This is a genomic window from Mycolicibacterium madagascariense, from assembly GCF_010729665.1.
GTDB classification, from domain to species: Bacteria; Actinomycetota; Actinomycetes; order Mycobacteriales; family Mycobacteriaceae; genus Mycobacterium; species Mycobacterium madagascariense.
In genome coordinates this window covers 785,512-804,046 of the sequence record NZ_AP022610.1, presented here as the reverse complement: position 1 = coordinate 804,046, position 18,535 = coordinate 785,512, and the positions used below count along the sequence as shown (strand labels likewise).

General features: G+C 70.1%; 19 protein-coding genes. 6 read left to right on the top strand and 13 right to left on the bottom strand.

Annotated features, from left to right (window positions below; all coding sequences use genetic code 11):
• The first annotated feature begins 11 nt into the window (after positions 1-11).
• Genes glnX through G6N60_RS03660 form a run of 3 tightly spaced genes read left to right on the top strand, consistent with a single transcriptional unit; the run spans position 12 to position 4,542 of the window.
• The gene (gene glnX, locus G6N60_RS03670) at positions 12-1,331 is read left to right on the top strand and encodes a protein kinase G-activating protein GlnX (RefSeq protein ID WP_163732714.1); all 1,320 of its coding nucleotides are present in this window, start codon (positions 12-14) and stop codon (positions 1,329-1,331) included.
• Entirely contained in the window at positions 1,328-2,299 is a 972-nt protein-coding gene (locus tag G6N60_RS03665; protein ID WP_163732709.1) for a glutamate ABC transporter substrate-binding protein, read from the top strand. Before glnX ends, G6N60_RS03665 begins: the two co-directional genes overlap by 4 nt.
• Positions 2,299-4,542 carry a serine/threonine-protein kinase PknG gene (locus tag G6N60_RS03660; protein WP_163732705.1) on the top strand — a complete coding sequence of 748 codons (2,244 nt, stop codon included), beginning with the start codon at positions 2,299-2,301 and terminating at the stop codon, positions 4,540-4,542. The genes G6N60_RS03665 and G6N60_RS03660 overlap by 1 nt, the downstream gene beginning before the upstream one ends.
• Here G6N60_RS03660 and G6N60_RS03655 read toward each other — a convergent pair.
• From G6N60_RS03655 to pta, 3 genes are read right to left on the bottom strand one after another with little or no spacing between them, the layout of a single operon-like run.
• A complete protein-coding gene (locus tag G6N60_RS03655; protein WP_163732702.1) occupies positions 4,539-5,447 on the bottom strand; it encodes a cytochrome c oxidase assembly protein in 909 nt (302 codons plus the stop codon). The genes G6N60_RS03660 and G6N60_RS03655 overlap by 4 nt on opposite strands.
• Before the next feature lie 50 nt (positions 5,448-5,497).
• Positions 5,498-6,649 (bottom strand): acetate kinase, encoded by a 1,152-nt coding sequence (locus G6N60_RS03650; protein WP_163732697.1) that lies wholly within the window; start codon positions 6,647-6,649, stop codon positions 5,498-5,500.
• Positions 6,646-8,724, bottom strand: a complete 2,079-nt coding sequence (gene pta, locus G6N60_RS03645; RefSeq protein WP_246240286.1) for a phosphate acetyltransferase — start codon at positions 8,722-8,724, stop codon at positions 6,646-6,648. The genes G6N60_RS03650 and pta overlap by 4 nt, the downstream gene beginning before the upstream one ends.
• A gap of 79 nt (positions 8,725-8,803) precedes the next feature.
• Here pta and G6N60_RS03640 point away from each other — a divergent pair, with 79 nt between their 5' ends.
• Positions 8,804-9,796, top strand: a complete 993-nt coding sequence (locus tag G6N60_RS03640) for a hypothetical protein (RefSeq protein WP_163732691.1) — start codon at positions 8,804-8,806, stop codon at positions 9,794-9,796.
• Here G6N60_RS03640 and fgd read toward each other — a convergent pair.
• Positions 9,793-10,803: a glucose-6-phosphate dehydrogenase (coenzyme-F420) gene (fgd, locus tag G6N60_RS03635; RefSeq protein ID WP_163732688.1), complete on the bottom strand. Its 1,011-nt coding sequence runs from the start codon at positions 10,801-10,803 to the stop codon at positions 9,793-9,795. The two genes, G6N60_RS03640 and fgd, sit on opposite strands and share 4 nt — an antisense overlap.
• A 125-nt stretch (positions 10,804-10,928) precedes the next feature.
• Here fgd and G6N60_RS03630 point away from each other — a divergent pair, with 125 nt between their 5' ends.
• Positions 10,929-11,675 (top strand): MBL fold metallo-hydrolase, encoded by a 747-nt coding sequence (locus G6N60_RS03630; protein WP_163732685.1) that lies wholly within the window; start codon positions 10,929-10,931, stop codon positions 11,673-11,675.
• Here the strand turns inward: G6N60_RS03630 and G6N60_RS03625 are convergent.
• From G6N60_RS03625 to G6N60_RS03615, 3 genes are read right to left on the bottom strand one after another with little or no spacing between them, the layout of a single operon-like run.
• Positions 11,668-11,958 carry a hypothetical protein gene (locus tag G6N60_RS03625; protein ID WP_308206280.1) on the bottom strand — a complete coding sequence of 97 codons (291 nt, stop codon included), beginning with the start codon at positions 11,956-11,958 and terminating at the stop codon, positions 11,668-11,670. The genes G6N60_RS03630 and G6N60_RS03625 overlap by 8 nt on opposite strands.
• Positions 11,959-11,980: 22 nt before the next feature.
• Positions 11,981-13,105 (bottom strand): LLM class flavin-dependent oxidoreductase, encoded by a 1,125-nt coding sequence (locus G6N60_RS03620; protein ID WP_163732682.1) that lies wholly within the window; start codon positions 13,103-13,105, stop codon positions 11,981-11,983.
• Positions 13,102-13,596: a GNAT family N-acetyltransferase gene (locus G6N60_RS03615; protein ID WP_163732679.1), complete on the bottom strand. Its 495-nt coding sequence runs from the start codon at positions 13,594-13,596 to the stop codon at positions 13,102-13,104. The genes G6N60_RS03620 and G6N60_RS03615 overlap by 4 nt, the downstream gene beginning before the upstream one ends.
• Before the next feature lie 85 nt (positions 13,597-13,681).
• On the opposite strand from G6N60_RS03615, the gene G6N60_RS03610 reads away from it, so the two are divergent.
• Positions 13,682-14,533 (top strand): SDR family oxidoreductase, encoded by an 852-nt coding sequence (locus G6N60_RS03610; protein ID WP_163732676.1) that lies wholly within the window; start codon positions 13,682-13,684, stop codon positions 14,531-14,533.
• Positions 14,534-14,536: 3 nt separating this feature from the next.
• On the opposite strand, the gene G6N60_RS03605 is transcribed toward G6N60_RS03610, so the two are convergent.
• From G6N60_RS03605 to G6N60_RS03580, 6 genes are read right to left on the bottom strand one after another with little or no spacing between them, the layout of a single operon-like run.
• Entirely contained in the window at positions 14,537-14,908 is a 372-nt protein-coding gene (locus G6N60_RS03605) for a hypothetical protein (protein ID WP_163732673.1), read from the bottom strand.
• Positions 14,909-16,135 carry an O-succinylhomoserine sulfhydrylase gene (locus G6N60_RS03600; protein WP_163732669.1) on the bottom strand — a complete coding sequence of 409 codons (1,227 nt, stop codon included), beginning with the start codon at positions 16,133-16,135 and terminating at the stop codon, positions 14,909-14,911. It abuts the gene before it with no gap.
• Positions 16,132-16,545, bottom strand: a complete 414-nt coding sequence (locus G6N60_RS03595) for a rhodanese-like domain-containing protein (RefSeq protein WP_163732666.1) — start codon at positions 16,543-16,545, stop codon at positions 16,132-16,134. Before G6N60_RS03595 ends, G6N60_RS03600 begins: the two co-directional genes overlap by 4 nt.
• A gap of 19 nt (positions 16,546-16,564) precedes the next feature.
• Positions 16,565-16,963, bottom strand: coding sequence for an Rv0361 family membrane protein (locus G6N60_RS03590; RefSeq protein ID WP_163743401.1), 399 nt, complete (start codon positions 16,961-16,963; stop codon positions 16,565-16,567).
• A 32-nt stretch (positions 16,964-16,995) separates the two neighbouring features.
• Positions 16,996-18,165, bottom strand: coding sequence for an ATP-grasp domain-containing protein (locus G6N60_RS03585; protein ID WP_163732663.1), 1,170 nt, complete (start codon positions 18,163-18,165; stop codon positions 16,996-16,998).
• Between the two features lie 22 nt (positions 18,166-18,187).
• Positions 18,188-18,502, bottom strand: a complete 315-nt coding sequence (locus tag G6N60_RS03580) for a UBP-type zinc finger domain-containing protein (protein ID WP_163732659.1) — start codon at positions 18,500-18,502, stop codon at positions 18,188-18,190.
• Positions 18,503-18,535 lie beyond the last annotated feature (33 nt).

The following is an 18,535-nucleotide window of genomic DNA, read 5'->3' as shown; positions in this document are numbered from 1 at the left end:
TCCGCGCACAGGTGACCGTGGAGTTGGCGCACCCTTCCACCGAGCCCCTTGCGTCCCGCTCACAAGCCAGACCAGCGCACCCGCGGTGGTGGTTCCTCTGGACCACCCCCGGCCGGATCCTGGTCATCGGCTTCGTGCTGGCCGCCATGGTCATCGCGTGTGCCTTCGCCACGTCGACCACCATCAACGACCGCCAGCAGGCGCTGTCCACGGTGCTCGACCACACCGAGCCGTTGGCGTTCGCCGCAGGCCAGCTCTACACGACGCTGTCGGTCGCCGACGCCGCCGCGGCCACCGCCTTCATCTCCGGCGCGGAGCCCCGGGCCGTGCGCCAGCGCTACGAGCAGGCCATCACCGATGCGTCGGTGGCGGTGACGCGGGCCTCCAGCGGTCTGACCGACGACGAGATGGTGCAACTGCTCGGCCGGGTCAACGCCGAGCTCGCGGTGTACACCGGCCTCGTCGAGACCGCGCGCACCAACAACCGTGCGGGCAACCCCGTCGGGTCGTCGTACCTGTCGGAGGCGTCGTCGCTGATGCAGACGCAGATCCTGCCCGACGCCCAACGGCTCTACGAGGAGACCAGCAAGCAGGTCGACACCGAGACCACCGCCTCGACCCGCATCCCCGCGCCGGTCATCCTGGTGGTCCTGGCGACGCTGATGTTCGGCGCGTTCGCGAACCGGTGGCTGGCTCGGCGCACCCGGCGCCGGGTGAACGTCGGCTTCGTCGCGGGCGGGCTCGCCGTCCTGGTCATGATCGTCTGGGTCGGCACGGCGCTGGCGATCTCCACCGCGGACAGCCGCAGCGCCAAGAGCACGGCCGCCGAGTCGCTCAAGACCGTCACGACCCTGGCCATCACGGCCCAGCAGGCCCGCGCCGACGAGACGCTGTCGCTGATCCGGCGCGGCGACGAGGACGTCCGCAAGCAGTCCTACTACCAGCGCATCGACGACATGCAGCACCAGCTCGCGGACTACCTCGGCCGCGAGGACGCCATCGACAAGGCCGACCTCTCCGACGCCGAGCAACTCCTGCGACGCTGGCGGGCCGCCGACGACCGGATCAACGCCTACATCGCGGTCGGCAACTACCAGGCCGCCACGCAGGTCGCCCTGGGCACCGGCGAGGACGACTCCACCCCGGCGTTCGACAAGCTCGACGCCGCCCTCACCAAGGGCATCGGCGAAAGTCGCCAGCAACTCCGCAACGACATCGTCAACGCCCGCCGGGTGCTGTCGGGCGCCACGGTCGGCGCGGCGGTCCTGAGCATCATCGCCGCGATCGCGGTGGCGCTGGGGCTGTGGCCGAGGTTGAGTGAGTACCGATGAGTGCTCTCGCGCGGAAGCTGTCGGCCGTCGCGGCGGTCGGCGTCCTGGCCCTTGCCGGTTGCAGCCAGACCGCGCCCGTCATCAACGTGCCGAGCGTGACGCTCACACCCCCCACCCCGGCGGGGATGACCGACGTCGCGCCCGAGGTCGCCCGCGCCCCCGACCCGGACGCGCAGGGCCAGTGCACGGCCAGCCTGCGGCCCTTCCCGAACGCCGCGCTCGCCGACGCCGCGGTCAGCACGATCCGCAACCGCGGCAGGCTCATCGTCGGGCTCGACATCGGCAGCAATCTATTCAGCTTCCGCGACCCGATCACCGGCGAGATCACCGGTTTCGACGTCGACATCGCCGGCGAGGTCGCCCGCGACATCTTCGGCACCCCGTCCCAAGTCGAGTACCGCATCCTGTCGTCGGCCGACCGGATCACCGCGCTGCAGAACAACCAGGTCGACATCGTCGTGAAGACCATGACCATCGACTGCGCCCGCAAGCAGCTGATCGCGTTCTCCACCGAGTACCTCGCCGCCAGCCAACGGATCCTCGCGCCCCGCGACTCGGCGATCGCGCAGGCGTCGGATCTGTCGGGCAAACGGGTCTGTGCGGTCAAGGGGACGACGTCGATGACGCGCATCAAGGAGATCAACCCGCCGCCCATGATCGTCGAGGTCGTCACGTGGGCCGACTGCCTGGTCGCTCTACAGCAGCGCCAGGTCGACGCCGTCAGCACCGACGACGCGATACTGGCCGGGCTGGTCAGTCAGGACCCCTACCTGCACATCGTCGGCCCGTCGATGGACAGGGAGCCCTACGGCATCGGGATCAACAAGGACAACACCGGGCTGGTGCGGTTCGTCAACGGCACCCTGGAGCGCATCCGCCGCGACGGCACGTGGAACACGCTGTACCGCAAGTGGTTGACCGTGCTCGGGCCCGCGCCGTCACCACCGACTCCGAGGTACGAGGACTGATGACCGTCCAGGACGACGACGGTTACCCCGGCACGCAGCCGGCGGACGCGATGAGCTACGACTCGTTGGCCACGATGCGGCCGATGGCGACCCAGGCCGTGTTCCGGCCCAACTTCGATGACTCCGACGGCATCTCGGTCGACACCGCCGAGACCGAACCGCACGAGCAGACCACGATGCTGACCCGGCAGTGGTCACCGATCCGACGTCTCGGCGGCGGCCTCGTCGAGGTCCCCCGCGTGCCGGAGCGGGACCCGTTGGAAGCGTTGATGACCAACCCGGTCGTGGCGGAGGCCAAGCGGTTCTGCTGGAATTGCGGCAAGCCGGTCGGCCGGTCGACGTCGGACGGCGAGGCGCTGTCGGAGGGCTGGTGCCCGCACTGCGGAAGCCCGTATTCCTTTCTGCCGCAACTGAGTCCAGGCGACATGGTCGTCGACCAGTACGAGATCAAGGGCTGCATCGCCCACGGCGGGCTCGGCTGGATCTATCTCGCGTTCGACAAGAACGTCAACGACCGGCCGGTCGTCCTCAAGGGCCTGGTGCACTCCGGTGACGCCGAGGCCCAGTCGATCGCGATGGCCGAGCGCCAATTCCTCTCCGAGGTCACCCATCCGGGGATCGTCAAGATCTTCAACTTCGTCGAGCACGACGACAAGAACGGCGACCCCATCGGCTACATCGTCATGGAGTACGTCGGCGGTACGTCGCTGAAACAGGCCAGGGGACAACACCTTCCGGTCGCGCAGGCGATCGCGTACATGCTCGAGATCCTGCCCGCCCTGGGCTATCTGCATTCGGTGGGGCTGGTCTACAACGACCTCAAGCCCGAGAACATCATGGTCACCGAGGAGCAGCTCAAGCTCATCGACCTCGGTGCCGTCTCCCGGCTGAACTCCTACGGATTCCTCTACGGCACACCGGGTTACCAGGCACCGGAGATCGTCAGGACCGGCCCGACGATGGCGACCGACATCTACACCGTCGGGCGCACCCTGGCGGCGCTGACGCTGAACCTGCGCACCCGCAACGGCCGGTACGACGACGGTCTGCCGGAGAACGATCCCGTGCTGGCCAAGTACGACTCGTTCGGCAGGCTGCTGCGCCGTGCCATCGACCCCGACCCGCGCCGGCGGTTCGCCACCGCCGACGAGATGTCCGGTCAGCTCATCGGCGTGCTGCGCGAGGTCGTGGCGCAGGACTCCGGCGTGCCGCGGCCCGGTCTGTCGACGGTCTTCAGTCCGTCGCGCTCGACGTTCGGCGTCGACCTGCTGGTCGCCCACACCGACGTCTACCTCGACGGGCAGGTGCACTCGGAGAAGCTGACCGCGCAGGAGATCGTCCGGGCGCTGCAGGTGCCGCTCGTCGACCCCGCCGACGTCGGTGCCGCGGTGCTGTCGGCGACCGTGCTGAGCGAACCGGTGCAGACCCTGGACTCGCTGCGGGCGGCGCGCTACGGGTCACTGGACTCCGACGGCGTCGACCTCTCGGAGTCCGTCGAGCTGCCGCTGATGGAGGTGCGGGCGCTGCTGGACCTCGGCGACGTCGCCAAGGCCACTCGCAAGTTGGACGACCTCCAGGAGCGGGTGGGCTGGCGCTGGCGCCTGGTGTGGTTCCGCGCGGTCGCCGAATTGCTCTCTGCCGATTACGAATCCGCGACCAAGCACTTCACCGAGGTGCTGGACACCCTGCCCGGTGAGCTGGCCCCGAAGCTGGCGCTGGCCGCCACCGCGGAGCTGTCCGGCTCGGCCGACGAGCACACCTTCTACAAGACCGTGTGGAACACCGACAACGGCGTCATCTCCGCGGGTTTCGGGCTGGCGCGGGCGCAGTCCGCCGACGGCAAGCGCGACGACGCCGTCACGACGCTGGACCAGGTGCCGCCCACGTCGCGCCACTTCACGACGGCGCGGTTGACGAGCGCGGTGACGCTGCTGTCGGGGCGTTCCGGCAGCGAGATCACCGAGCAGCAGATCCGCGACGCCGCCCGTCGCGTGGAGGTGCTGCCCGACACCGAGCCCCGGGTCCTGCAGATCCGCGCGCTGGTGCTCGGCACGGCGATGGACTGGCTGACCGACAACACCGCCAGCACCAACCACATCCTCGGGTTCCCCTTCACCGAGCACGGGCTGCGCCTCGGCGTGGAGTCGTCCCTGCGCGGGCTGTCGCGCGTCGCGCCCACGCAGGAACACCGCTATGCGCTGGTCGACCTCGCCAACAGCGTACGGCCGATGAGTACGTTCTAGCGGCGGAAGCGCTCGTTGAGCTGCGGGTCGGACTCCCACCACAGGCCGCTGGGCGCCGGGCCGTCCTCGGTGTGGGGGTGGTCTTCGAGTTCGGCGTCCACCTCTTGGGCGCGCACCTTCTCGTGCCGGGACAATCCGCGCATCAGGACGGCGAGGAACGGCACGCCGAACACGTCGCCGATGATCCAGAGGATGCCTGCGCCGAGCGTCTGGTCGGTCCGCAGGGTCGGACCCCAGGTGCGGTGCAGCCCTTCGTAATAGGAGACCGCGACGAGGGGGCCCAGCCACAGCACCAGGCCCAGCAGCCCGTCGCCGAGGGACTCCACCACGCTGATGCCGATCGACAGCAGCGGTGAGTAGCGCCGCGGCACCGGATCGCTCTGCAGGCGCGCGTAGTAGTAGCCAAAGCCGATCAGCACGAGGAGGATTCGCGTCGCGACGCCGACCGCGCCCGACATCGACGCGACGTACCACGGCGTGAGGTACAGCAGCCAGGGCACGCCCAGCATCGCCGCCGACGTGACCGGCGGCGACAACGCGACGCGGCACTGTCTCGACGCCAACACCCGGTCCAGCCGCTCGCGCTTCGACTCGCCCATGGCCGCCCGCAGGGTCGACACCGGCTTGCCGAGGGCCAGCAGGAAGGGCACGAAGAACAGGAGCAGCAGCACCTGCAGCGACCGCAGCCAGAACAGCACGGGCGCGTACACCGCAATCACGCTGCACGTCGCCAGCGCCCAGACGACCAGCCCGCCGGCGAAGCACCAGGTCGCCGCGCGCTCGGTCGGACGGCAGCGCGCGTAGCCGACGCCGAGCGCCACGATCAGCACCACCGCGGTCACGTCGACGCGCCATGACTCGGCCGCCACCACCAGGGACAGCGGGGTGTCAGCGGGCGACGCCATGCGCCGAAGTTACGTCGCGAACCTGGGAGTTCGGTGTGCGGCGGCGGCCGTCAGCCCCCGGTCACCGTCGCCGCGCAGGCGCGGGCGATCGCCAGCTCCTCGTTGGTGGGAATCACCAGCACCGTCGTCGGCGACGTCCCGAACGATATGCGCCGCGGCGACCGGGCGGGGCTCTCGTTGAGGTGCTCGTCGAGCTCGATGCCCAGCGGCGCGAGTCCGGTGAGGGCGTCGCGCCGGACGGCGGCGTCGTTCTCGCCGACGCCCGCGGTGAACGTGATGACGTCGGTCGTGCCCAGCAGCGCGAGATACGCGCCGATGTACTTGCGCAGGCGGTGGATGTACACCTCGTAGGCCAGCGCCGCGTCGGGATCACCCGCGTCGATGCGCTGGTGCAGCAGGCGGAAGTCGATCTCCCCGCCGAGGCCGAGGACGCCCGACTGCCGGTTCAGCATGGTCTCGATGTCGGACATGCTCATGCCCGCGGTGCGGTGCAGGTACATCACGACGCCGGGATCGACGTCCCCGGACCGGGTGCCCATCACCAGACCCTCCATCGGGGTCAGGCCCATCGAGGTGTCCTGGGGTCGGCCGCCGACGATCGCCGAGGCCGAGGCGCCGTTGCCGAGGTGCAGCACGATCTGGTTGAGCGACTCCAGGGGTGCGCCGAGGAATGCCGCGGCCTGCTCGCTGACGTACTGGTGCGACGTGCCGTGGAACCCGTAGCGTCGAATCCGCCACTGCGCGGCCAGGTCTCGCGGAATGGCGTAGGTCGCGGCGGCGGCGGGCAGGTCGTGGAAGTAGGCCGTGTCGAACACCGCGACGTGCGGAACGTCGGGCAGCACCCGGCGGGCGACCTCGATGCCCAGGATCGCGGGCGGATTGTGCAGCGGCGCCAGCGGCGCCAGCCTCCGCAGGGTCGCGAGTACGGCGTCGTCGACGACCGTCGGCCGGTACAGCTCCAGTCCGCCGTGCACGACGCGGTGTCCGACGGCCGCCAGCCCGAGCGCGCCGAGGTCGAGACCGTCCGCCGACAGCCGGTCGAACGCGGCGCGCAGGGCGGCCTCGTGGTCGTGGATGGGCCCCTCGCCGATGCGCTCGACGATCCCGTCGGCCAGCTCACGCCCCGAATCCGGTTCCACCACGGCGTATTTCAGCGACGACGACCCGCAGTTGAGCACCAGGACGGTGCGACGGTCCGTCATGCGCCCTGAGCCTGGATCGCCGTGATCGCCACGGTGTTGACGATGTCCTCGACCAACGCACCGCGGGAGAGGTCGTTCACCGGCTTGTTGAGCCCCTGCAGCACGGGTCCGATCGCGATCGCGCCCGCGCTGCGCTGGACCGCCTTGTAGGTGTTGTTGCCGGTGTTCAGGTCGGGGAAGATCAGCACCGTCGCCCGGCCTGCGACCGGCGAGTCGGGCATCTTGGTCGCCGCGACCGTCGGCTCCACCGCGGCGTCGTATTGAATGGGCCCCTCGACCAGCAGGTCGGGTTCTCGGCTGCGGACCAATTCGGTTGCGGCCCTGACCTTGTCGACGTCGGCGCCGGTTCCGGACGTGCCGGTGGAGTACGACAGCAGCGCCACCCTCGGGTCGATGCCGAACTGGGCGGCCGTGCGCGCGGAGGAGATGGCGATGTCGGCGAGCTGTTCGGCGGTCGGGTCCGGCACGATCGCGCAGTCGCCGTAGGCGAGCACCTGGTCGGCGAGGCACATCAGGAAGATGCTCGACACCGTGCTGACGTCGGGCATGGTCTTGATGATCTCGAACGCGGGCCGCACGGTGTGCGCGGTGGTGTGCGCCGCGCCGGACACCATGCCGTCGACCATGTCGTTGTGGACGAGCATCGTGCCGAAGTACGAGACGTCGTGGATGATCTCGCGGGCCTGCTCGACCGTGATGCCCTTGCGCTTGCGCAGTTCGGCGTACTGCTCGGCGAACTGGTCGCACAGCGCGCTGGTCCTCGGATCGAGGACCGTGGCGGCGGACAGGTCGACGCCGAGTTCGGCGGCGCGGGCCCGTACCGCGGGCTCCTCACCCAGGATGGTGAGGTCGGCGACCGACCGCTGCAGCAGCCTGCCCGCCGCCCGCAGGATGCGATCGTCGTCGCCCTCGGGCAGCACGATGCGCTTGCGGTGCGCGCGCGCCCGGTCCTGCAGCTGGTAGGTGAACATCTGCGGCGTCACGACCGAGGGCATCGGAATCGACAGTTGCGCAAGCAGATCGGTCATGTCGACGTGCTGGTCCATCAGGGCGAGCGCAGTGTCGATCTTGCGGTGCGATGCGGTGGTCACGCGGCCGCGCGCCGAGGCCACCGCGCGTGCCGTGTCGTAGGTGCCGAGATCGGTGGCGATGATCGGCATCTTCAACCCCAGCCCGGACACCAACGCGGCGATCGCCGGGTGCAGGGCGAGACCACCGTTGAGGATGACGCATGACAGCGACGGAAAGCCTTCTGCTGCATGCGAACTGGCGACCGCCAGCACGACGTCGGAGCGATCCCCCGGGGTGATCACGGCCATGCCCTCGCGCAGCCGCTCGAGGACGTGTTCGGCCGTCATGCCCGCCACCAGCACCCCGAGGGCCTCGCGGCTGAGCAGGTCCTCGTCACCACTGGTGACGGTGCCGTGCACGGCGTCCCTCAGCTCGGCGACCGACGGCGCGACGAGCAGTGGCTCCTCGGGCAGCACGTAGCTCTTGGGCGCCACGCGCGTGAGCGCCTCCGCAACGGCCGTCAGCTCCGCGGGATCGCAGCGGTTGGCGACGACGGCCGCCGTGTGCGCGTGCTGGGCGGCCAGTTCGGCCAGGCACAGCTCGACGACCTGGACGACGTCCTCGGGCGTGCGGTCCTTGCCGCGGACCGCGAGCACCACCGGCGCACCGAGGTTGACGGCGATGCGCGCGTTCGTCGACAGCTCACTGGGTGAGGTGACGTCGGTGTAGTCGCTCCCGACGATCACGACGGCGTCGCACCTCTGGGCCACCTGGTGGTATTTGTCGACGATGTCGGCGAGCGCGCCCTCGGGGTCTTCGTGCAGCCGTTGGTAGTCCACGCCGACGCACTCGTCGTACGTCAGGCCCGCGGTGGTGTGATCGATCAGCAGCTCGAGGATGTAGTCGCGCCCCTCGCCCAGCCCGGGGACCCGGGTGATCGGGCGGAACACCCCGACCCTCGCCACGGACGCGGCGAGCCGGTGCAGGATGCCCAGCGCGATGGTCGACTTGCCGGTATCGCCCTCCGGCGACGCGACGTAGATGGCGGAGTAGGTGTCGGGCACGCCATCAGCCTTCCTCGTGGCCCGCAGCGCTGCCACGCCTCCCCCGGCGCGCCTTGACAGATACCGCACACTTGACGGCATGGCCAGGGCTGCAAGGGTGTTCGAACCCCGGCTGGCCGTGGCCGCGGTCGTCGCGATGCTGGCCCTGGCCGGCTGCGCCGCGGGCCCACCCGATCGGCACCAGCAGGCCGACCAGGTGACGCAGCGGATCGGTGCATTGCCCGCGGTGGTGTCGGCCAGCGACGTCGTGGCCGACAGCGTCGACGCGGGACTGGTCTACGCCGAGGTGCACGTCCTGATGACCGACGACGCGACGGCCGACCAGGTCGCCGCGGTCACCTCCACCTACCTGGACCATCTGCGTGACACCGACTACTCCGGCTACCGCACCGAGCTCGACGTCCGGCGCGGCGCCAGCACCTTCGTCGTCGGCAACGGCCGCGAGCAGCTGACCAACGGGCAGCAGATCGTCGGGCAGGCACGGGACTGGTCGGCCCTGCTGGACCGGTTCCGCGGTGCGGCGGTGACCCTGCATTCCGCCGTCGCCGCCCAACCCGCGGCGGGCCGGGTCGCGTTGCAAGACTCCTCGGCCTACCCCGACGTCGCCGCCGCCTTCGCGACCCTGGCCGCCACCGCGCCGAACCTGGCGGGCGGGCACTGGATCGTCGGGGCGGGCAGGGAGCACCCCGCCGAGGTGACCACCACCGGCCGGTGGCCGACCGCCGCCGAACTGACGGCGTGGAGCGCGCTCAACGCCGACCAGTCCATTCCGCACGCCGACGGGATGACCGTCAACGGCCCGACCACGGGCCCACTGTGGTTCGCCGAGATCACCCGCTCCCACGACCGCGGCGTCGCGCTGCAGCTGGCGCGCACGCACCTGCCGATCGTCGCGAAGCTCCCGGCTCCGGTGCTGTACACGGCGACCGACTCCTGGTCGGGGCACCTCGACGCCACGGGTCAGGCCACGTCGCCGACCGTCGTCACCGTCGGCGGCTGCACCAGGCGCACCTACCGGGCCGCCCCCGACGAGCAGGCCCTGGCGAACGCCTACGAGACCTGCAAGCGCTAACCGAGCTTGCGCAGCCGCGGCTCCAGATCGCGCTGGAACAATTCGAGGAACCGCCGCTGATCGTGGCCGGGCGCGTGGAAGACCAGGTGGTTGAGGCCCCAGTCGACGTAGTCCTTGACCTTGTCGACCGCCTCGTCGGGGTCGCTGGCGACGATCCAGCGCTTGGCGACCTGCTCGATCGGCAGCTCGTCGGCGGCCTTCTCCATCTCCACCGGATCGTGGATGGAGGTCTTCTGCTCGGCGGTCAGCGACAGCGGCGCCCAGAACCGGGTGTTCTCCAGCGCCAGCTCGGGGTCGGTGTCGTAGGAGATCTTGATCTCGATCATCCGGTCGATCGCGTCGGGTGACTTGCCCGCAGCCTCCTCGCCCTCCTTGACCGCGGGGATGAGCTTGTCCTGATACAGCTCGGCACCCTTGCCGGACGTGCAGATGAAGCCGTCGCCGGCGCGCCCGGCGTACTTGGCGACCTGCGGGCCACCCGCGGCGATGTAGATCGGGATGCCGCCCTCGGGCACGTCGTAGATCGAGGCGCCCTTGGTCTTGTAGTACTCGCCGTCGAAGTCGACCTTGTCGCCGAGCCACAGCTCGCGCATCAGCTTGATGGATTCGCGCAGCCGGGCGTAGCGCTCCTTGAACTCCGGCCACTCGCCCTCGTAGCCGGTGGCGATCTCGTTGAGCGCCTCGCCGGTCCCGACGCCCAGGAAGATGCGGTTCGGGTACAGGCACCCCATGGTCGCGAACGCCTGCGCGATGACGGCCGGGTTGTAGCGGAAGGTCGGGGTCAGCACCGACGTGCCGAGCACCAGGCGCTTGGTGCGCTCACCGACCGCGGTCATCCAGGCCAGCGAGAACGGCGCGTGTCCGCCCTCCTGACGCCAGGGTTGGAAGTGGTCGCTCACCGTCGCACTGTCCATGCCGTGCGCCTCGGCCTCCACGGCCAACTCGACGAGCTCGCGAGGGGCGAACTGCTCCGCCGACGCCTTGTATCCCAGTTTCAGTTCAGCCACATCACTGTTCTACCCCTGCCGCGGCCTCGCATATTCCTCGATGGCTCGACGAGACTGAATCTCACGACGATTTCCCCGCGATTTCGTCGCCCGTTGCAGTCTCGCGGTCCGCCTAGACTGTCGGCGTGAGGACCCCAGTCCGCGTCACGGCCGTCACCGACAGCGTCCACGTCGCCCAGACCGAGCTGGTGAACTGGACCCTCGTCACCGACGGCCGCGGCGTCGTCCTCATCGATGCGGGCTACCCCCGCCAGCGCGACGAGGTGCTCGACTCGGTACGCCAGCTCGGCTTCGGCATCGACGACGTGCGCGCGATCCTGCTGACCCACGCCCACGTCGACCATTTCGGCTCTGCCATCTGGTTCGCGAAAACCCATGGCACACAGGTGTTCTGCCATTCGGCCGAGGTCGGCCACGCGCATCGCGAATACCTCGAGCAGGTCTCGGTGTCGGCGCTGGCCGCCAAGGCGTGGCTGCCGCGCTATCTGCGATGGACCTACCACATCGTCAGGGCGGGAGCGCTCACCCGCGCGGGCATCCCCACCGCGCAGGCCTTCAGCGAGCAGGTCGCGGCGACCCTGCCCGGCACGCCGACCGCGATCCCCACCCCCGGCCACACCGGCGGGCACTGTTCCTATCTGGTCGACGGCGTACTCGTCAGCGGCGACGCCCTGGTGACCGGCCACCCGACGTCGAAGCTCACCGGACCGCAGCTGCTGCCCGGACTGTTCAACCACGACCCGGCCGGCTGCGCCCGCAGCCTGTCGGCGCTGGGCATGCTCGACACCGATGTCGTGGTACCCGGTCACGGACCGGTCTGGCGGGGACCGGTGCGCGACGCGGCGGCGCGGGCGCTCACCGTGTCTACGTGAGGATCGCGTAGCCCAGCAGGAAGATCGCGGTCAGCGTGAAACCGCAGCCCAGCACGATCGTCGGCATGAGGATCGTCTGGTCGAGTTCCTCGGGGTCGCGGGCGTCGGACGCGACCGGCCCGTACAGCACGCTGCCGACGGCCGATTCCCGGAATCTGCGCAGGAGACGGCCGAGCCGTTCGTCGGGCCGGCGGCCGACGAACGAGCGCAGGCCGATGCCCGCGGTGAACGTCGCGAGCCCCGCCGCGAGCAGCAGCCAGCCCACCGTCAGCTCCGACAGCACGGTTCGAGGGTAGCCCGGCGGCTCAGAGCCCCCAGCGCGTGGCGATCAGCTCATGGGAGCGCAGGCGGTCGGCATGGCGGTGCGTGACCGAGGTGATGACGAGTTCGTCGGCGCCGCTGAGCTTCTGCAGGGCGTCGAGCCGGTGCGCCACCTCGTCGGGGTCACCCACGAATTGCGTTGCGGTGCGGTCTCTTACGAGCTCCTGCTGCTCGGCGGTCAGCGGCTCGGTGGTCTCGGGGTCGGGGTAGGGCACCGCGCCGTCGACCGCGCGGATCTGATGGACCCAGTTGCCGAACGTCGATGCCAGGTGCTGGGCGGTCGCGGTGTCGTCGGCCACGACGACGTCGGCGGACACCACGACGTACGGCTCGCGCAGCGCGTCGGACGGCTGGAAGGAGTCGCGGTAGACCTCGACCGCCTCCAGCGCGGTGGCCGGGGTGATGTGGTAGCTCGCGACGAACGGCAGACCGAACTTCGCGGCGACCCGCGCACTCTGACCCTTGCTGCTGCCGAACACCCACGGCCACAGGTCCGCTCGCTCCCCCGGCGTCACGTGGGTCTCCACCCCGTCCACCTGGAAGGTGCCCTGCAGCATCGCGATGATGTCGGCCACCTGGTCACCGAAGTCCGGCGCGTTGGCGTCGGGTTGCTGCAACACCGAACTCCTGGCCTTGAGGCGGGGATTGTTCAGCAGCGTGCTGATGTCGAAAGGCGCGGGGATGACGACGCCGTCGACCTCGCGCCAGACGCGCGGCGGCTTCGCCGGCCGGGTGGCCGCGTCCGGCTTGGGCCCGGCCGCCGCCTCCCGACGGCGCTGGCCCGATCTGCCGACGCCGAGATCGATCCGGCCGGGGTACAGCGCGTCGAGGATGCCGAAGCTCTCGACGGTCGCGACCGCGGTCGTGTAGCCGAGCTGCACGGCGGCCGCACCGACGTGTATCCGCTCCGTGGCCGCGGCCAGCTGACCGATCAGCACCGCGGGCTGCGAACTCGCCACGGCGACGAAGTGGTGTTCGGCCAGCCAGTAGCGGCGAAAACCCCACTGCTCGGCATGCCTGGCCAGGTCGATGGTGTTGCGCAGCGCGGACGCGGCGTCGCCCCCCTCGCTGATCGGTGAGAGGTCGAGGATCGACAGGGGAACGTTCACGTCAACTCCTTCAGGAACGCCATCGGGTAGGCCTCGCCGTCGGCGGGCAGCGGGTCGGGCAACCGGTGGTATCCGGTGGCGAGGTAGAGCGCCTCGGCCTCGGGTTGGCGGTCTCCCGTCGTCAGGTACACCCGCCGGTACCCACGCGCGGCGATCTGCGTCTCCAGCTCCGTCAGCAGGATCCTGGCGAACCCGCGGCGACGATGCCCGCTGTCGGTCCAGATGCGCTTGAGCTCGGCGGTCCGATCGTCGAAACGACGGAAGGCGCCGCCGGTCACCGGTCGGTCGCCGAGCAGACCCATGACCATCCCGCCGCCGGGTGCGGCGAATTCCTCGGCCGGGTAGCCGCGCAACCACGCCCCCACCCGGTCGGTCGTGGTGTCGTAACGCGTGGCGTACTCCACGGTCAGCTCGGCGAGCAGGGGCTCGGCCAGCGGATCGTGCTGAGCGACCGCGACGAAGCGCACGCCGTCGAGAGTGGGCCGGGTCATCACTCCACTGTCCAACGCACCTGCGACATCCGCATTCCAGCGAGCACCTTGGGAACCAAACTTGACACGTGTAAAGTTTGGCCGCATGGACAACATCAGAGGCAGGACCGTCGCGATCACCGGAGCCGCTCGCGGCATTGGCCACGCCACCGCCAAGGCGCTGCTAAACCGTGGCGCCCGCGTGGTCATCGGCGACCGTGACGTCGCGGTCCTCGAGTCGGCGGTCTCCGAACTCGCGAAGTTCGGGCAGGTCACCGGCTACCCGCTCGACGTGACGGACCGCGAGTCCTTCGCGGTCTTCCTCGACAAGGCCCGCACCGACGGCGACGGGCACATCGACGTGCTGATCAACAACGCCGGCGTCATGCCTGTCGGCCCGTTCCTCGAGCAGTCCGAGCAATCGATCCGCTCGTCGATCGAGGTCAACTTCTACGGCGTGCTGACCGGCTGTCAGCTGGTCCTGCCGGAGATGGTGCGCCGCCGCCGCGGCCACGTCGTCAACATCGCGTCGATGGCGGGCATGGTCGCGGTGCCCGGCCAGGTGGTCTACGCAGGTACCAAGTTCGCCGTGGTCGGGCTGTCCACCGCGATGGCCGACGAATTCGCCCCGCAGGGCGTCGAGGTGTCGGTCATCCTGCCGACGTTCACCAACACCGAGCTTATCTCGGGCACCAAGAACACCGGCGCCCAGAAACCCGTCCAACCCGAGGACATCGCCGCGGCGATCGTGAAGACCCTCGACAAGCCCAAGACCCACGTGTCGGTGCCCACGCCGCTGCGGTTCGTCGGCGCCGTCACCTCGATGCTCGGCCCCCGCGGTCGGCGCTGGCTGTCCAAGCAGATGGGCAACGACCACGTGTTCCTCGACTTCGACAAGACGGCGCGCCAGGCCTACGAGGACCGGGCCCAGGCCGCCCAGGGCGTCGTGGAGAAGTAGGGGTCAGCCGACCCGGTACGCCTCGATCTCAGGCAGCCGCGCGAACAGCTCCTCGACGGTCAGCGCCACCTCGTCGTCGGCGGCGGTCGACCCGACGAGCAGGACGCGCGGCGCCTTCGGGTCCTCCAGCCAGATCCGCGTCACCGCCTCGGCGGACTCGTCGCCCGAGTCGACGCCCGACGGCGGGTAGTACCACGTCACGAACCGCTCGGTGGAGTAGTCCTGGTCGAATACCCAACCCCGCGGGATGACGACGTCGGCGATGCGCGCCACGCCCTTGACGTCGGCGTGCATCTCCGGGGGCAACCAGGCCTCGTTGCGGGCATCGAGACGCCTCTTGCGACGCGCCTTCTTGGCCGCGCTGGACCGCGACATCTAGCTCAGCGCCTGGTCCAGGTCCGCGATGAGGTCCTCGGTCCCCTCGAGCCCGACCGAGATGCGCACCACGCCGTCCCCCAGGCCGATGGCCGCACGCCCCTCCGGGCCCATCGCGCGGTGCGTCGTGGTCGCCGGATGGGTGATCAAGGACTTCGCATCGCCGAGGTTGTTGGAGATGTCGACGACGCGCAGCTTGTCGAGCACCTCGAACGCCCGCTCCTTGCTGCCGCCCGCCAGCTCGAACGTCACGACCGTGCCGCCGCCCCGCATCTGCCGCTTGGCCAGATCGAATTGCGGATGCGAATCCAGGAACGGGTACTTCACCCAGCTGACGGACGGGTGGCCTTCGAGGAACTCCGCGACGCGCTGGGCCGAGCCGTTCGAATAGTTCACCCGAACAGCAAGCGTCTCAAGGCCTTTCAGCATGGTCCACGCATTGAAGGCACTGATCGCCGGGCCGGTGTGGCGCATGAGCTTCTGCACCGGGCCGTCGATGAACTCCTCGTCGCCGAGGATGGCGCCGCCGAGCACGCGGCCCTGCCCGTCGATGTGCTTGGTGCCCGAGTACACGACGACGTCGGCCCCCAACGGCAACCCCTGCTGCAGGAGCGGGGTCGCAAAGACGTTGTCCAACACCACCTTTGCGCCCGCCGCATGGGCGAGATCGCAGACGGCGGCGATGTCGACGAGCGACTGCATGGGGTTCGACGGCGTCTCGAAGAAGACGGCCTGCGTCGGCACCGACAGCGCTTCCTCCCACTGCGCGAGGTCCTCGCCGTCGACGAACACCGTCTCCACGCCCCAGCGCGGCAGGATCTCGCTGCACACCACGAAGCAGGAACCGAACAGGCTGCGGGCCGCGACGAGCCGGTCACCCGCACCGAGCAGCGCGCCCAGCGCGGTGAACACCGCGGCCATGCCGGTGGCCGTGGCGAACGCGGCGGGAGCGCCCTCGATCAGGCGCAGGCGCTCCTCGAACATCGCGATCGTGGGATTGCCGTAGCGCGAGTACACGAACCGATCGATCTCACCGGTGAACGCCTTCTCGGCCTCGCCCGCGGATTCGTAGACGTAGCCGGAGGTGAGGTACAGCGCCTCGGCGGTCTCCTCGAACTGCGAGCGCAACAGGCCGCCGCGCACGCCGATCGTCGCCTGACTGACCCCGTCGGGCAGCGGCTTCGGAATGCGGACCGACGGCACCGGCTGGTTGGGATCGGAGGTCATGACTGCCTCCACGGCAATCCGAGGGCCTTCCAGCCCGTCGACCCGCGATGCCCGTCGGAGTCGAGGTTGCCCTCGAACCCGTCGAGCACGTTGTAGGACGGGGTGATGCCCGCAGCCGTCGCCGCCTCGGCCGCGCCGATGGAGCGGTTGCCGGAGCGGCACAGGAACACGACGGGACGCTCGCCCGCCGTCACGCCGGCCGCCTCCAGGTCCGCGACGAACCCGTCGTTGTGGGTGCCGTCGGTGCGGTTCCACTCGACGTACACCACGTCGCGCTGCAGTTCGGTGGTATCCGGGACGCCCACGAAGCGCCATTCGGCCTCGGTGCGACAGTCGACCAGCACGGCCCGGGGATCGTCGGCCAACAACTTCCACGCCTCGTCAGGGGTGATGTCTCCGGCATACGTCACGACCGCGAGTCTCCCACACCTACGCTGAGCAAACCTTCCACGCCCCGTCCTCGTGAACGAAGCTCACCGGGACCTCGAAGGGGGTGTCCTTGGTCTTGTCGAAGTGGTACTTCACCGTCGCCGACGCGCCGTCGCCGTCGATGCGGATGGCCGTCACGTCGTCGAGGTAGCGCTCGCCGTGCTTGGCCACCGAATCGCGTTGCCGCGCCGCGAAGTCGGCGGCGCTGCCCTGGCGGGCCCGGCAGGTGAACTTCGTGAACGCGCCGTAGTCGGAGCGCTGCAGCGCGTCGTTCTGCCCGACCGCGGCCTGGGCCACCTGATCCCCGGGAGTCGTGTGCTGCGAGCCGAACAGATTGAACGCCACGATGCCGATCACGACGAGCACGAACACGCCCAGCGCGCCGAGGAACGGCGCCATCGTCGGGCGGTCGGGCTCGACGCCGGACTCGCTCACGACCCCAGGCCGTGCACGACGGTCGACACCCGGTGCGCGCGATCGCGGGCCCTGACGACGTCGGGCGCCGTGGCCAGGGCGACCGACGTCGCGTCGAGCACCCGCAGGTCGCTCTCCGGGACGGTCAGCGCCTCGGCCAGCGCGGTGGCCCCGACGTCGCGCCGCGAGCCGACCTCGGCGGCGGCAGGCGAGATCAGGATGGTGTCGAAGGCCAACCCCAGGATCGCCCTGGCGTGCAGCTCGAACTGCGAAAGCCGTTGCGAGCGAAGGGTTATCAGCCCACTTTCGGCGGGTTGGGGCGTCACGGTCGCGAAGTAGACCTCGTCACCGCAGACCAGCAACTCGACGGCGAACACCCCGCGGCCCCCGAGCGAGCCCACGATGCGCGCCGCGATCGACCGCGCGGCGTCCAACGCGGCGGGCTCCAGCCGATGCGGCTGCCACGTCTCCAGCGGCGCTCCTGCCCGCGCGTCCGATTCCCCCGGTCGCTTCGCTCCTGCCCGCCGGTGCCCGATGGGTTCGCAGAACTGCACCACCGGCGGCCCCGACGGCTCCGCCGTCCGGACGGTGAGCAGGGTGACCTCGTCGTCGACGTCGACGACGGTCTCGGCCATCACGCGCGGCGGTCGCGAATCCTCGGGCCGCGCGTGCTTCGACGGCGACACCCCCGCCTCGACGGCACGCGTCCACGCCGGTGCGACGTCCTCGGGCCGCGTCAGCACCGACTGACCGCCGGGGACCGACCCCGCCAACGGGGTGACCAGCAGGGGAAAGCCGGCGTGGCCGGCCACGGCCGCCAGCTCGTCGGCCGACGAGGCGAACCAGAACGGCACGGTCGGCAAACCCAACTCGTCGCCGGCCAGTTTGCGCAACCCCTCGCGGTCGGCCGTGAGCGTCGCCGCCCGCGGGGTCGGGAACACCTCCACCCCGCCGCGCTCGTCCGCCGCGAGCAGCACCGCCGCGGGCACGTCCGCCGACGCGGCGACCAGGTAGTCCGGGCGATGCTCGTCGAGCAGCGCGCCGATCTCGGCGGCATCGGGGATCTGCGGCACCCGCGTCACCCGAACGCCGAGACGCTCGAACGCCGAGGCCAGTTCGGGGGCGCCATCGCCCTCGCCGAGCAGCAGAACCTGGAGGGACGGTTGCTCGGTTCTGGATTCAGTCATCGCCCCTCACCCTGCCAGACCGTCAACCCAGCCGGATGTCGACGTAGCACCACCGCCAGCTCTCACCAGGTTCGATCGACTGCATCACGGGATGGTCGGTGTCGTGGAAGTGCCGGTTGGCGTGCTGGTGCGGGCTCGAGTCGCAGCAGCCGACGTGCCCGCACGTGAGGCACATCCGCAGGTGCGCCCAGGTACTCTCGCCGAGCTCGTCGCATTCCTGGCACCTGCCTGGCGTCGACGGTTCCGGCACGGTGGCGTCGGCGGCGTCGGCCAGGTGGTCGCAGGTGCGGGGCGACGGCGGGGAATTCACGTCGCGCTGTCGCGTTCTCCTCCGCATGCCGTCAACAATAGGGCGGTCGTGCTGGTGTCC

Bases quoted from the DNA above. Each gene is read 5' to 3' on its own strand.
- G6N60_RS03655 (WP_163732702.1), bottom strand. From the start codon at position 5,447: ATGGCGTCGCCCGCTGACACCCCGCTGTCCCTGGTGGTGGCGGCCGAG.
- G6N60_RS03660 (WP_163732705.1), top strand. From the start codon at position 2,299: ATGACCGTCCAGGACGACGACGGTTACCCCGGCACGCAGCCGGCGGAC.
- G6N60_RS03600 (WP_163732669.1), bottom strand. From the start codon at position 16,135: ATGACCTCCGATCCCAACCAGCCGGTGCCGTCGGTCCGCATTCCGAAG.
- G6N60_RS03605 (WP_163732673.1), bottom strand. From the start codon at position 14,908: ATGTCGCGGTCCAGCGCGGCCAAGAAGGCGCGTCGCAAGAGGCGTCTC.
- G6N60_RS03665 (WP_163732709.1), top strand. From the start codon at position 1,328: ATGAGTGCTCTCGCGCGGAAGCTGTCGGCCGTCGCGGCGGTCGGCGTC.
- G6N60_RS03640 (WP_163732691.1), top strand. From the start codon at position 8,804: ATGGCCAGGGCTGCAAGGGTGTTCGAACCCCGGCTGGCCGTGGCCGCG.
- G6N60_RS03610 (WP_163732676.1), top strand. From the start codon at position 13,682: ATGGACAACATCAGAGGCAGGACCGTCGCGATCACCGGAGCCGCTCGC.
- G6N60_RS03650 (WP_163732697.1), bottom strand. From the start codon at position 6,649: ATGACGGACCGTCGCACCGTCCTGGTGCTCAACTGCGGGTCGTCGTCG.
- G6N60_RS03615 (WP_163732679.1), bottom strand. From the start codon at position 13,596: ATGACCCGGCCCACTCTCGACGGCGTGCGCTTCGTCGCGGTCGCTCAG.
- G6N60_RS03580 (WP_163732659.1), bottom strand. From the start codon at position 18,502: ATGCGGAGGAGAACGCGACAGCGCGACGTGAATTCCCCGCCGTCGCCC.
- G6N60_RS03585 (WP_163732663.1), bottom strand. From the start codon at position 18,165: ATGACTGAATCCAGAACCGAGCAACCGTCCCTCCAGGTTCTGCTGCTC.
- G6N60_RS03590 (WP_163743401.1), bottom strand. From the start codon at position 16,963: ATGGCGCCGTTCCTCGGCGCGCTGGGCGTGTTCGTGCTCGTCGTGATC.